Below are 13,507 nucleotides of genomic sequence, written 5' to 3' on the forward strand. Positions count from 1 at the left end.
GCAGCCAATTCCAATCTTACCTATTTCTATGACAACAGCCATTGATTCGTCTACGCAGCAGAAAATAGACCGCTGGTTATCCGGCAACTACGATGCCGACACCAAAGCCGCCATTCAGAACATGATGGATAGCGGCAGCTCCACCGACCTGATCGACTCCTTTTATAAAGACCTTGAATTTGGTACCGGTGGCCTCCGGGGCATTATCGGCGTCGGTTCCAACCGCATGAACCGCTACACCGTCGGAGCGGCCACCCAGGGTCTGGCCAATTACCTGAACGCTGCTTTTCCCCATGAGCAGATCAAAGTAGCCATTGCCCACGACAGTCGCCGGATGAGTCCGGAGTTCGCCCGGATCGTGGCCGATATTTTCTCCGCCAATGGCATGGTTGTATACCTCTTCAAAGAACTACGCCCAACGCCCGAACTGTCGTTTGCCATCCGGCACCTGGGCTGTCATAGTGGGGTGGTCGTGACGGCTTCGCACAATCCCCCGGAATACAATGGCTATAAAGCCTACTGGACCGACGGCGGGCAGGTGGTAGCGCCCCACGACAAAAACATCATCGCCGAGGTGAATAAGATCCAGTCCATCGACGATATTAAGTTCGACGGGGTGCCGGAGCGAATCCACATGATCGGCGAGGAAGTTGATGATGCCTATGTAAAACTTGTTAAAGCTAACTCGATAAACCCCGATGCCATTGCCCGCCAGAGCGGCATGAAGATCGTCTTTACGCCTATTCACGGAACGGGTATTACGCTGGTGCCTCGTGTATTGAAAGAACTGGGCTTTACCAGCGTGCATGTTGTGAAAGAGCAGGCGGTACCCGATGGCAACTTCCCGACGGTATCGTATCCGAATCCCGAAGAGCGCGAAGCCATGCACCTGGCGCTGGAACTGGCCAAGTCCATTGACGCTGATCTGGTGATGGCTACCGACCCGGATGCCGACCGCGTGGGCGCGGGGGCCCGCAACCACCACGGCCAGTTTGAACTGCTGAACGGCAACCAGATGGCCAGCCTGATTATTTACTACCTGCTGAAAGCCTGGAAAGATGCCGGGAAGCTGACCGGTAAGGAATTTGTGGCCAAGACCATCGTGACCACCGACCTCATCGACAAAATGTGCGAGCAGCAGGGGGTAAAATGCTACAACACCCTCACCGGCTTTAAGTACATTGCCGAAGTAATCCGCGAACTGGAAGGCAAAGAGCAGTTTATCGGCGGGGGTGAAGAGAGCTACGGCTACCTCATCGGCGACTTCGTACGGGATAAAGACGCCATTGCTTCCTGCGCCATCATCGCTGAGTTGACGGCTTACGCCAAAGATAACGGCAAGAGTTTGTTTGACCTGCTGATGGAGATGTACATGGAAAGCGGTTTCTATTACGAATCGCTGGTATCGCTGACCAAAAAGGGCAAGGAAGGAGCCGAGCAGATCCAGCAGATGATGGCCGATTTTCGCGCCAATCCGCCCAAGGAGATTGCCGGTGTACCCGTCGTGCGGATGGACGACTACAAGCAACTGAAGCGTACCAACGTGCAGACCGGCGAAACGACTGATATCGAAGCCGGACGCATGGGTATCGAATCCTCCAACGTGCTGCAGTTCTTTACGGCCGATGGGTCCAAGATTTCGGCCCGGCCGTCGGGTACCGAGCCGAAGATCAAGTTCTACGTCAGCGTGACCGAGCCATTGGGCAGCAAAGAAGAATTTGACGCCGTTTATGGACAATTGAAAGAAAAGGTAAAAAGAATCATTGAAGCCTTGAACCTTAAGTAATCATATCCGAAAAAGCTTAGCCAGGCTGTCTTCTTATCCAGAGGGCAGCTTTTTTTATCGTGCGGCCATATTAAAAAGTGATTAATTTATGATTAATCTCATAAAAATTAAAGTTATAAAAGGAGTTCTTAATTACTTTTGAAAAAATCCTAGGGTAATCCCCAGGGATCTATCTTTTTCCTTTTTCTCTAATCATTCTCTCCATGAAACACGCTTACCAAAAGCTGAAGGGAATTCGTGTGCTCCCTTTGCTGGCTTTGAGCTGGCTGCTGTGTGTAGGGGCCATGGCCCAGGACCGGCGTATCACCGGTCGAATTACCGACAGTAACGAGAACACCCCACTGCCCGGAGTTAACGTTGTTGTGAAAGGCACTCAGACGGGTGTAGCAACGGATGCCGATGGAAACTTTACCCTAAATGTGCCAACCGGCCGGGATGTACTGACTATTTCTGCTATCGGGTATCTCACCCAGGACGTAACTATCGGAAACCGAAATTCGCTGGCCATTTCACTCCAGTCCGACACCCGGACCTTATCAGAGGTTATCGTAACGGGTTACGGTACGCAGCGCAAAAAAGATATCACGGGTGCGGTAACGGTGGTAAAAGGGGCTGAACTAACGGCCATTCCGGCCGCCAGCCTGGCCCAGCAGCTACAGGGCCGGGCCGCCGGGGTAACCGTCGGCAACGACAACTCGCCGGGTGGTGGTACCATGGTACGTATACGTGGCTTCGGTACCATCAACAACAACTCTCCGCTGTACATTGTCGACGGTGTACCGACGACGGGTAACCTCAACAACATCAACCCCAATGACATCGAGAGTCTGCAGGTGCTGAAAGATGCGTCGGCGGCTTCCATCTACGGGGCGCGTGCTGCCAACGGGGTGGTGATCATTACCACTAAGAAAGGCAAACCCGGTGAGCCGAAGATTACCTTTGATATGTATACCGGGGTTCAACAGCCCGGTAAGTTTCTGCCTTTGCTGAATTCGGAGGAGTTAGGGCAGCTAATCTGGGAGTCGGAGAAAAACGTAGGCCGTACCCCCAGCCATGGCCAGTACGGAAGCGGTGCAACGCCCCGCATTCCGGACTATATCTATCCATCCGGTGCGATGGAAGGCGATCCCCGGATTCAGCGCGATGCCAGTGGTAAATACCTCAACTACACCTACGATCTGAATGATCCGGCCCTGGGTAGCTCCAAGTTCATGATTACCAAAGCCAACAAGGAGGGTACCGACTGGCAGGATGTAATTTTTGACCCGGCTTCTATTTCCAACTACCAGTTGGGAGCCAGCGGTGGAACCGACAAAGGATCCTACGCGATCTCCATGAATTACTTCAACCAGAACGGTATTCTGCGCTATACCGGCTATAAGCGGTATTCGCTGCGGGCCAACACCGAATTTAAGGTTCGGAACCGGGTTCGTATCGGTGAAAACTTCACGGTATCGTACGATGACCGGATTGGTATTACCAACAACGACGAATCCAACCCGATTGCGTTTGCTGTACGCAGCCATCCGCTCATTCCGGTGTATGACGTCATGGGTAACCTGGCCGGTGCCAAAGGTTTGAACCTGGGTAACGCCCGTAACCCCCTGTCTGACCCATTCCGTTCGAGAGATAACGGTACCAAAGGAGTACACCTGTTTGGTAATGTGTTCGGCGAAGTGGATCTGTTGAAGGGCCTGACCTACCGGTCCAGCTTTGGGGTGGAGTACAACCTGTACAATACCAGCGCCTATACCCCGCGTGACCCGGAGTCTCCGGAGGCCCGGAACGCCAATAGCCTGGTGGTATCCAACAGCTACGATAACTCCTGGACCTGGTATAATACGCTGACGTATAACAAGGCTGTCGGCGTGCATAACTTCAATATCCTGGCCGGTACCGAAGCCATTGCCACGTATTCGTTTGGTTTCAACGCTACCCGCAGTAACTACGCGTTCGACGACCTCGACTACCGGTATCTGAACGCCGGTAGTCCGCTAGGCCTGCAGAACAGTGGTGGTGGTGCCAACCGCACGCGCCTGTTCTCGCTGTTCGGTAAAGTAAACTACTCCTTCAAAGACCTGATCCTGGCCGACTTCACCCTGCGTCGGGATGGTTCATCGCGCTTTGGCTTAGGCAACCGCTACGCGACCTTCCCGGCCGCCAGTGTGGGTATCCGCCTGACCGAACTGGACGCGATGAAGAACATCGGCTTCCTGTCTGATCTGAAACTGCGGGCCGGCTGGGGTAAAACGGGTAACCAGAACATCCCGAACATCTACAATGGTTACACCTTGTATGAGTCACGGCCGGTTGAGAACCATTACGATATCAACGGTGCTAAAACCTCTATCGTGCCTGGCTTCGACCTGGTGCAGTTTGGTAACCCGAACGGTAAGTGGGAAACAACAACGTCTACCAACATTGGTTTCGATGCCAGCTTGCTGAACAACAAACTGGAGGTAGTTTTCGACTGGTATATCCGGAAGACGACCGACATGCTGAACCAGGTTGCCATTCCGCTGACGCAGGGGATCGCTACCGTGCCGTTTACCAACATCGGTAATATGCAGAACAAGGGGATCGACCTGAGCATCAATTACAACGGGAAGGCCATGGGTGGCGAACTGCGCTACTCCATCGGAGGTAATATCTCCGGCTATCGCAACAGAGTATTGAAGATAAATGATGATCCAAACTCCCTTAAATTCGGTTTCGGAACCCGTCTGCCGGCGATGAGTGCCACCAAAGTTGGCTATCCGATCGGGTCGTTTTACGGGTTGGTTGTTGATGGTATCTTCCAGACCGATGAGGCTGCCAAAGCGGCTCCGCAGTTTGGTACCTACAACCGCGCCGGTTCCTTTATCTTCCGCGATGTTGATGGTAACGGGGTTGTTAACTCCTCTGACCGTACCTTCATCGGTAACCCGCACCCGAACTTTACCTACGGTCTGAACGTGAACCTGGGCTACCGGAACTTTGACCTGACCATGTTCGGTCAGGGGGTGCAGGGCAATGACATCTTCAACTACATGAAGTACTGGACCGATTTCCAGGTGTTCCAGGGCAACCGGAGCAAGCGGATGCTCTATGATTCCTGGAGACCGGGTAAGACGGATGCTATCCTGCCGCAGCTGCGCTCGACAGATGCCACCAGCCAGCAGGTATCCTCTTACTTCGTAGAGAAGGGCTCTTACCTCCGGTTAAAGAACATTCAGCTGGGCTACACCCTGCCGGCCGGTTTACAGCGTCGCCTGGGTATCGGTCAGACTCAGATCTATGTGCAGGGACAGAACCTGCTGACGGCTACCAAGTATAGCGGCCTCGATCCGGACGTTAACCTCCGTCGGTCAGGTGACAACAACGCAGATATTCACCTGGGTGTTGATGAAGGCGCGTATCCCGTGGCCAGAACGGTATTGGTGGGCCTTCGCCTGAGTCTCTAATTTATTCCTTTCATTCTGATCTCATTTCTTTGTCATAAAGAGTATGAAAAAAACAGTTATTCTCGCTTCGTTGCTGACGGTGGGGTTTGTCACCTCGTGTAGCGAGTCCTTCTTAGATGTTAGACCTCAGGGCGTGGCTGCCCTGGATCAGCTCACCAACAAAATCGGGGTAAACACCCTGCTGATTGGTACCTACTCCCTGCTGGATGGTATTGGTTCGGGAACGACCGACTGGCATGCAGCCGTATCCAACTGGGTGTACGGTGGGGTTACCTCCGATGATGCCTACAAAGGCACCGACGCTGGTGACCAGCCGGAGATTTCTTTTATGGAGCGTTACGAGGGCCAGGCTAACCTGGCCCACATGACCGGTAAGTGGCGCCACACCTTCGACGCCATTTCGCGGGCGAATGTTGTGTTGCAGGCAGTAGAGCAGGCGAAGGATATGACCGATGCCGAAAAGAAGCTGGTGATTGCGGAGGCTCGTTTTCTGCGCGGCTATTACCACTTTGAGGGAAAGAAGATGTGGAACATGATTCCGTACATCGACGAGAAGACGTACAGTGCTACCGACCCGAATTCAACCAAGATCGCAAACGATAAGAACATCTGGCCCAATATCGAAGCTGATTTTAAAGCGGCTGCCGATGCCCTGCCGGAAACGCAATCGCAGAAAGGACGCGCTACCAAGTTTGCGGCCATGGCGTTCCTGGCCAAAGCGTATCTGTTCCAGAACAAGTTTCTGGAGGCCAAGCCCCTGCTCGATGCCATTGTCAACAGCAATCGCTACAAACTGGTCGATTTTCATGACAACTTCCGGGCGGCTACCAACAACAATGCCGAGTCAATTTTTGAGGTACAGTTTTCGGTGAACGATGGTACCAATGGGAACAACGGTAACGCCGGCGAAACGCTGAACTGGCCGTACTTCTCCGGTGCCCCGGGTGGTGGCTGCTGCGGTTTTTACCAGCCGTCGCTGAACCTGGTCAACGCGTATAAGACCAGTGCCAATGGTTTGCCGTTGCTGGACACTTTCAACGACAGTGACCTGAAAACCGACCAGGGCCTCAAAGCAAACGAGGCTTATACCCCTGACAATACCACTCCGCTGGATCCGCGTCTGGACTGGACCGTTGGCCGCCGGGGTATTCCGTTCCTGGACTGGGGACCGATGCCGGGGGTAACCTGGGTGCGCGACCAGAACTATGGCGGTCCGTATACCGGAAAGAAATGGATGTATTACCGGGGCGAAGAAGGCACAAACACCCACTCGACCAACAAGCGCCGGCTGGCTAACAACTACCGCATGATCCGCCTGTCGCACGTCCTGCTGTGGCTGGCTGAGGCAGAAGTAGAAGTGGGAAGTCTGGATCGGGCGCGTGAACTGGTGAACATGATCCGGAAGCGGGCCAAGGACAGCAAGTATGTTACCAATGCGGATGGCTCGCCGGCGGCTAATTACGTGATCGATCTGTATCCGGCAGGTTCACCGGTGTTTGCCGATAAAGCCTCCGCCCGCAAAGCCGTGCAGTTTGAGCAGCGTCTGGAATTCGCCATGGAAGGCCACCGGTTCTTTGATCTGGTACGCTGGGGCATTGCCGACCAGGTGCTGAACAAATACCTGGAAACGGAATCGAAGAAGCGGACGTATCTGGCCGGTGCGAAATTCACCAAAGGCAAGAATGAATATTTCCCGCTGCCGATTGACGAGATTACCAACAGTTCCAAAAACGGCACACCCACGCTGAAGCAGAATCCGGGGTATTAAGAGTTGGCAGTAGGCAGTTCCAAGTAGGAAGACTGCCGGTTAGGCCACCTTCAGGTAAAAGAGCCGGGCTGTTTAGTAGCCCGGCTCTGCTTTTTCTGCCAATTGAGAACTGCCTACTGCAAACTGCACACTCCCCTCGTCCGGCTGCTCTCCACCGCTAGTTCCATAATCCGGATCGTAGCATACGCCTGTTCGGCGGTGACTTCGGGCCCGCTTTCGCCGACGATGGCGCGGTAAAGATTGTCGTAAAAATGGTGGTAGTTGCCCCGCTGGCTGGGGATGGTCTGCTTGCCCTCCGGGGTAGTAAGGGTGCCATACTGGCTTTGGGGCTCCTGACCCCAGTCGGGCGTGTTGGGCAGGATGTTCTTGCGCTGCGTTTCTTCCTGAATGTCGAGGCCGTGTTTCACAAACGAGCCTTTGGTGCCGTGGATGATGTAGCGGAGGCTGTTATCGGCGGCCATCATGTTGGATTTCAGGATCACGCGCTTATCGGGGTAGTAGAGCCGGATGTCGAAGTAATCGTCCAGCACCCCGCCGGGCCGCACCGTGCGCACTTCGGCAAAGACGGCGTTGGGAACACCGAATAGCACTACAGCCTGATCGATCAGGTGCGGGCCCAGGTTCAGCAAATTGCCGCCCCCTTCGGGGTCCAGTTCTTTCCAGGAGTTCAGCACGTCGGGCCGGTAGCGGTCGAAATGGGCTTCGTATTCGACTATTTCACCAAGCTTTCCCTCACCAAGCAGTTGCTGAATGGTCAGAAAATCGGCGTCGTAGCGCCGGTTCTGGTATGGTATGGCCACCAGTCCCTTTGCGGTTGCCAGGTCGAGCAGTTCCCGCGCCTGTTGTGATGTGTTGGCAAAGGGTTTTTCGATCAGCACATGCTTGCCGGCCTCCAGTGCGGCTTTGGCGTAGGGGTAGTGGGTGTCGTTGGGCGAACCGACAATGACCAGGTCAATGTTGGGGTCGCTCAGCAGGTCGTCGTGGCTGCGGACCGTCTGGATAGACGGGTCAAACAGCTGCGCATCGTTGCGGTGCCGTTCTACCACTTTTGCCAGTCTGAACTGGGGGTTTACCGTGAGAAAGGGCGCGTGAAAGTAGCGCCCCGAGAGGCCAAAGCCGATTAATCCAACCTGAATGGTACGTGACATAAGGTTTTGTCGTAACTTGTAGAGTCTTAACTAGGTGTATCTTCCTTCCATGAAAAAAGAGCAACTGAACCCTGCTTCTACCATTGAACGCCGACAATTTTTGAAAACAACGGCCGGCATTGCCTCCTTTTTTATTGTTCCCCGCTATGTGCTGGGCGGCCGCGGCTATACCGCCCCCAGTGATATGGTCACGCTGGGCTTTATCGGAACCGGCCGGCAGAGTGGCACCCTCCGGCGCAACTTCCTGCAAACCGGCGAGGGGCAGATAGTAGCGGCCTGTGATGTTTACCCCGCCAAATTAACCGCGTTTGTTGATGCGGTGAAAGCCTTTTACACCGAAAAAGGGCAGCAGAACAGCAAAGGAATTGATACCTACCGGGATTTTCGCGAACTGCTCAGCCGCAAAGATATTGATGCCGTGATTATTGCCACGCCCGATCACTGGCATAGCGCCCTGACCGTAAAAGCAGCCGCGGCTGGCAAAGATATTTATTGCGAAAAACCCCTGTCGCTGACCGTAGCCGAAGGGCGGGCGATGGTCGACGCTGTGCGCAAACACAAGCGGGTGTTACAGACCGGCAGCATGCAACGGTCCTGGCCCGAATTCCGGCAGGCGGTCGAACTCGTCCGCAATGGCTACATCGGTGAACTGAAAACAGTCCGGGTCAACGTGGGTGGCCCCCCGAAAGACTGGGATTTGGCGGCTGAACCAACACCGGAAGGCCTCGACTGGAATGCCTGGCTTGGCCCGAACACCATCGAACGGCCATATAACAATCAGCTGGCACCCCCGCTGACGGCTACCTTCTGGCCCAACTGGCGGGGCTATAAAGAATTCGGCGGGGGCGGCATGACCGACTGGGGTGCCCATATGTTCGATATTGCCCAGTGGGGAATGGAAATGGATGGCTCCGGCCCTATCGAGATCATTCCCACCAGTGAAGGCGGTAAACCCGGCCTGACCTACCGCTACGCCAACGGCGTGACCATGCTGCACGCACCGGTCGAGGGCAAGCAGTACTGCCAATTTATCGGGACCGAGGGCGAGGTAAAAGTTGCCCGTGGTGAACTGGTAACTACGCCCGAAACCCTGAAAGAGAAGCCAATGGGCGAGAGCGACAAGCGTGTTTACTTCAGCGACAACCATTACAAAGACTTCTTTAAAGCCATCCGAAACCGGCAGAAGCCGATCTGCGACGTAGAGGTAGGCCACCGTACGGCCTCTGTCTGCAACATCGGCAACATTGCCTATCAGTTGAACCGCCCGCTCCGCTGGAATCCGGAGAAAGAGAAGTTTTCGGGTGATGGTGAGGCCAACCGGTTGCTCAGCCGCCCCATGCGGAAGGTGTAACGTACCCGTACCGGCGGTGGTCCGCCATGGCAGCTTTAGTCCGTAAGTACGTACAAAGCCTAAAAACTTTATCTTTGCGGTTCAAACAACATCGGGTGCATGGGGTTGATGATGCAAAATATCGATGAATTAGATGAGGTAGCCCGCCAGTTGCTCGAAGAAGGCCGGGGTTGTAAGGTGTGGTTGTTTGAGGGCGAAATGGGAGCGGGCAAAACCACCCTGATCAAGGCGTTATGCCGGGCACTGGGGGTAGTGAGTATGGTGCAGAGCCCAACGTTTTCGATCATAAACGAATACACAACGCGTACCGGCGAGTCCGTCTATCATTTTGATTGTTACCGGCTGCGCAACGAAGCCGAAGCACTGGATATCGGCATCGAAGAATATTTTGATTCAGGAAATTTTTGTTTTGTCGAGTGGCCGGAGCGGGTCGAATCGCTGTGGCCGCCCTGTTACTACCGCGTACAAGTAACGGCCGAACCAACCGGCCGGCGAAGCGTCGAAAGGGAGAAAATACTGGCATGACCGGATTTGAAGAATTAGCAAAGCAAACCGTCCTGTACCCGCAGGAAGTACCACTGGCCGTTAAAACCAGCAAAAATGGGTTGGCAATCGGCTTACCCAAAGAAGTATCGTTTCAGGAGAACCGCATTGCGCTTACCCCCGAAGCTGTGGCTATACTGGTGCGAAACGGACATAGTGTGCTCTATGAAAAAGGAGCGGGCGAAGGAGCCAAATTTGCGGACAATGAATACAGCGAAGCCGGCGCCCAGATCGTGTATTCGCCTAAGGAAGTATACGATGCGAACGTTATCCTGAAAATTGAGCCCCTTATTGACGGGGAGTTCGAGCTGATCAAACCCGGCAGCACCCTTATTTCTGCGTTGAACCTGCCGGCTCACGAGCGGGATTATTTCGAACGGCTGAACAGTCGCAACATTACCGGCATCGGCTACGAGTATATCGAAGACGAAGCCGGCGGATTACCCGTGATCCGGACGATGAGCGAGATTGCCGGCTGTACCGTCCTGCTTATTGCCGGTGAATACCTCAGCAGCAGCAGCAACGGCCGGGGGATCATCCTCGGGGGTATTACCGGCGTGCCTCCGACCAAAGTGGTGGTACTGGGAGCCGGTACCGTTGCCGAATATGCGGTCCGCTCAGCCTTGGGTATGGGTGCCGATATTAAAGTGTTCGACAAGCACCTGTTTAAGCTTCAGCGGTTCAAGTATGCCCTTGGGCAGAACATCTATACCTCCATCATCGATTCGGATACGCTGACCGAAGCCATTGAGCGGGCGGATGTGGTAATTGGGGCGATGCGGGCCGAAGATGGGCTGAGTCCAATCGTGGTGACAGAGGAAATGGTGGCCCGTATGAAACCAAATTCGGTTATCATCGATGTGGCGATTGATCAGGGTGGCAATTTCGAGACTTCTAAAATGACGTCGCATAAAGACCCTATTTTCCGCACGCATGAAATCATTCATTATTGCGTGCCGAATATCGCGGCCAGGGTGGCGCATACGGCCAGTATGGCGTTGAGTAATATTTTCCTGCCGTTTCTGCTGCAAACCGGCACCATCGGGGGTATTGAAGAAATGATGTACGCGAACCGTTGGTTTATGAAAGGTGTTTATACCCATAAGGGCACCTTAACCAATGCCTACATCGCCAAGAAGTTCAACATGCGGTACAAAGATCTCGAACTTCTGCTGGCCGCACGGTTCTAAATACACCCATGATTAACCATAGCAACGAAAACACCCTGCTGGACGATGCGAACTCGCCGGAGATCAACAAAAAGCTGATGGGCGAGATTTCGGCTGATTTCGTGCTCGTGGCCGATCACCTGAAAGAAGCATCGTACCAGATCCGGAAGCGCGGCTTCTCGGAACACCCCATCTTTATCCTGGCCAGAACGGACGTGCCGGTCGGGCAGCTCCTGATTGGCAGGAACGAACTGGCCAACCAGTGGCATTATAAAGCTTCGCTGCTGGACGAATTCGTGCAGCTGAAATTCATCGGCCCGGAGTCGGTCGACCTCTTTAAGGAAAACTACAAAAACCCGGAAGAGTATTGCTGTCTGTTCGTGATCCAGGGCGATTTCGCCGGATTCGTTTACGTACCTTACCCGGAGGACTAACCGTCTGGTTCGGCATTTCTCCTACCCGCAACGAGCCTGGCTTTGGATTGTACGTTTGTGAAGGCCTCCCGGATCTGCCTGCCTGAACCGTTTCATCGTTGTCTATGAAGCAAGCACTTGCACTCCTCCTTTTCGGGCTGGTTACCGGCTCCGCGCCGGCGCAGGAGTTTGGGGCCTGGAATACGCCGATACCCGATTTTTCGTCGTGGTGGACTCCTGTACGGCCATTCACTCCCGTAACCGCTGGTGAGCATCCGCGGTTGCTTTTCCGAAAGCAGAACCTCCCCGCCCTGCGCCGTAAAGCTGAAACACCGGAAGGGAAAGCCATGCTGCAGCGCCTGCGCTATCTGCTCGACGGCGGTAACGGCGACGGAATGCCCAGGGCGTTTAACCCGGCACGGCAGGCTTACGCAGCCGGGCAGGGGAAGAGCATCGTAGTCGACACGGCTGGGGTATATACGGTCGGTCATGTGGCCGGTTACGGGCTGCTATACCAACTGACGGGCGATGAAACATACGCCGAACTGGGCCGCCGGTGTTTTGAACTGGCCCTGCAGGGGCAGCGTGATCGCGACGACCGCTACAGCTATGTAAAACCGGGCGGTGCCCTGCGCGCCGGGCCGGTGCTGGGCTGGCTGGCATTAGGGTATGACCTTTGCTACGACGGCTGGGATAAAGCTACCACCGAGCGACTGGGAAAAGCCCTGGCGCAGTACCAGGCGGGTATCACCCAGAAATACGGCAACAAAGCCGTGGACCTCGATGCTCTCGTAAGCGGCACCATGCCTCCCAAGAGCAACCATTACGGTATGCAGGTGGGTGGGGCAGCCCTGGTGCTGCTGGCGCTGCACAAAGAGCCGTGGGTGGATCAGGCGCGGATCGACAGCCTGCTGGAAGTCAGCGGCCGGAGCATGGTCCATGCCGTCACCCAGGGGTTTGGCGACGGCGGGTATTTTGCCGAAGGCGACGGGACCGGTTCCATGGCTTCGCATATCGTGTACCTCACCGCCCTGCAGGCCTGGCGCAACGCGATGGGCATGGATTTTGTCAACACCGGCCGGCCGAATGTGCGCATGACGGCGCTCAAATGGATCTACCTCACGGTGGTGCGCGAGGGCAAACCCGAGGTCTGGCCAATCCGGGGCGGCTACCCTCATAATGTATGGGGCCGTACGCTGTCGGGTGCTGGTTATTTCAGTTCGGCCTTCGGTATACTGCCGTCTGAGGAACAGGCCGCCTTCAGCTGGTTCTACAACCGCTTTTTGCTGAAGCCGGATACCCAGGCCGGCGCTCCGTATGAACCGAGCGTCTATCCTCAATTTGTCGTTAGTGCTTTTGTCAACTGGCCGGTAGGCCTCCCCGAACGAAATCCGGCCGAAGTGCTGCCGCTCTGTTACCGCGATAGTGTCTATGGGTTCTATGCCTGGCGCAACCGCTGGCAGGATGAAAACGATATTGTGATTACCGCCCTCACGAAACCAGCCAGGGGGTACATGGGGGCAAAAGCCGATACCGCCCTGCACATCCTGGCTTACAGTCAGCACCTGACGTGGGGCCGACTCAACAGCGAAGCCCGGGACTGGACGCGATACGCCAAAGGGGAAACCAGTGTTGTCCGCTTTGCCGATGGGACCAGTGTTGGCGTCGATCTGTCGGGCAGGAGTGGGGCGGCCGTGATGCTGGTCAGCTCGGGTGAGGCCCAGGGAGAGAGGGTGCGGGTTGGACAGCATACGCTGACGTTCCGCTTTCTGGGACAGGCACTGCCCCCTACGATCCGGGTCAGAAACCAGCAGGTTTGGGTAGGTAAACAACGGCTGTCGGTTACCGGCGACGGCCGGCTGGTCTTTGAGTAATACGACCGCCGG

The 13,507-nt window shown here is 55.1% G+C and carries 9 protein-coding genes; 8 read left to right on the forward strand and 1 reads right to left on the reverse strand.

What is annotated here, in order from left to right; genetic code table 11:
• The first annotated feature begins 28 nt into the window (after positions 1-28).
• The 3 genes from ABD949_RS27850 to ABD949_RS27860 all read left to right on the forward strand — a co-directional run bounded on the left by ABD949_RS27850 (position 29) and on the right by ABD949_RS27860 (position 6,997).
• Positions 29-1,786 (forward strand): phospho-sugar mutase, encoded by a 1,758-nt coding sequence (locus ABD949_RS27850; protein ID WP_345249308.1) that lies wholly within the window; start codon positions 29-31, stop codon positions 1,784-1,786.
• Between the two features lie 203 nt (positions 1,787-1,989).
• Positions 1,990-5,229: a SusC/RagA family TonB-linked outer membrane protein gene (locus tag ABD949_RS27855; protein WP_345249310.1), complete on the forward strand. Its 3,240-nt coding sequence runs from the start codon at positions 1,990-1,992 to the stop codon at positions 5,227-5,229.
• A 43-nt stretch (positions 5,230-5,272) separates the two neighbouring features.
• Positions 5,273-6,997, forward strand: a complete 1,725-nt coding sequence (locus ABD949_RS27860; RefSeq protein ID WP_345249312.1) for a RagB/SusD family nutrient uptake outer membrane protein — start codon at positions 5,273-5,275, stop codon at positions 6,995-6,997.
• Between the two features lie 113 nt (positions 6,998-7,110).
• Here the strand turns inward: ABD949_RS27860 and ABD949_RS27865 are convergent, their stop codons facing one another.
• Positions 7,111-8,145, reverse strand: a complete 1,035-nt coding sequence (locus tag ABD949_RS27865) for an oxidoreductase (protein WP_345249314.1) — start codon at positions 8,143-8,145, stop codon at positions 7,111-7,113.
• A 49-nt stretch (positions 8,146-8,194) separates the two neighbouring features.
• On the opposite strand from ABD949_RS27865, the gene ABD949_RS27870 reads away from it, so the two are divergent.
• From ABD949_RS27870 to ABD949_RS27890, 5 genes are all read left to right on the forward strand, one after another.
• Positions 8,195-9,496 carry a Gfo/Idh/MocA family protein gene (locus tag ABD949_RS27870; RefSeq protein ID WP_345249316.1) on the forward strand — a complete coding sequence of 434 codons (1,302 nt, stop codon included), beginning with the start codon at positions 8,195-8,197 and terminating at the stop codon, positions 9,494-9,496.
• Between the two features lie 99 nt (positions 9,497-9,595).
• A complete protein-coding gene (tsaE, locus tag ABD949_RS27875) occupies positions 9,596-10,021 on the forward strand; it encodes a tRNA (adenosine(37)-N6)-threonylcarbamoyltransferase complex ATPase subunit type 1 TsaE (RefSeq protein ID WP_345249318.1) in 426 nt (141 codons plus the stop codon).
• Positions 10,018-11,229, forward strand: a complete 1,212-nt coding sequence (locus ABD949_RS27880; RefSeq protein ID WP_345249320.1) for an alanine dehydrogenase — start codon at positions 10,018-10,020, stop codon at positions 11,227-11,229. The genes tsaE and ABD949_RS27880 overlap by 4 nt, the downstream gene beginning before the upstream one ends.
• A gap of 8 nt (positions 11,230-11,237) precedes the next feature.
• On the forward strand, positions 11,238-11,642 hold the full coding sequence (locus ABD949_RS27885; protein WP_345249322.1) for a hypothetical protein: 405 nt from the start codon (positions 11,238-11,240) through the stop codon (positions 11,640-11,642).
• Between the two features lie 104 nt (positions 11,643-11,746).
• Positions 11,747-13,495, forward strand: coding sequence for a hypothetical protein (locus ABD949_RS27890; protein WP_345249324.1), 1,749 nt, complete (start codon positions 11,747-11,749; stop codon positions 13,493-13,495).
• Positions 13,496-13,507 lie beyond the last annotated feature (12 nt).

This window comes from Nibrella saemangeumensis (assembly GCF_039541915.1).
Classification (GTDB): Bacteria; Bacteroidota; Bacteroidia; order Cytophagales; family Spirosomataceae; genus Nibrella; species Nibrella saemangeumensis.

What these genes read in the sequence shown, in the direction of transcription:
- ABD949_RS27850 (WP_345249308.1), top strand. Translation starts at nt 29, where the DNA reads ATGACAACAGCCATTGATTCGTCTACGCAGCAGAAAATAGACCGCTGG.
- ABD949_RS27855 (WP_345249310.1), top strand. Translation starts at nt 1,990, where the DNA reads ATGAAACACGCTTACCAAAAGCTGAAGGGAATTCGTGTGCTCCCTTTG.
- ABD949_RS27860 (WP_345249312.1), top strand. Translation starts at nt 5,273, where the DNA reads ATGAAAAAAACAGTTATTCTCGCTTCGTTGCTGACGGTGGGGTTTGTC.
- ABD949_RS27865 (WP_345249314.1), bottom strand. Translation starts at nt 8,145, where the DNA reads ATGTCACGTACCATTCAGGTTGGATTAATCGGCTTTGGCCTCTCGGGG.
- ABD949_RS27870 (WP_345249316.1), top strand. Translation starts at nt 8,195, where the DNA reads ATGAAAAAAGAGCAACTGAACCCTGCTTCTACCATTGAACGCCGACAA.
- tsaE (WP_345249318.1), top strand. Translation starts at nt 9,596, where the DNA reads ATGGGGTTGATGATGCAAAATATCGATGAATTAGATGAGGTAGCCCGC.
- ABD949_RS27880 (WP_345249320.1), top strand. Translation starts at nt 10,018, where the DNA reads ATGACCGGATTTGAAGAATTAGCAAAGCAAACCGTCCTGTACCCGCAG.
- ABD949_RS27885 (WP_345249322.1), top strand. Translation starts at nt 11,238, where the DNA reads ATGATTAACCATAGCAACGAAAACACCCTGCTGGACGATGCGAACTCG.
- ABD949_RS27890 (WP_345249324.1), top strand. Translation starts at nt 11,747, where the DNA reads ATGAAGCAAGCACTTGCACTCCTCCTTTTCGGGCTGGTTACCGGCTCC.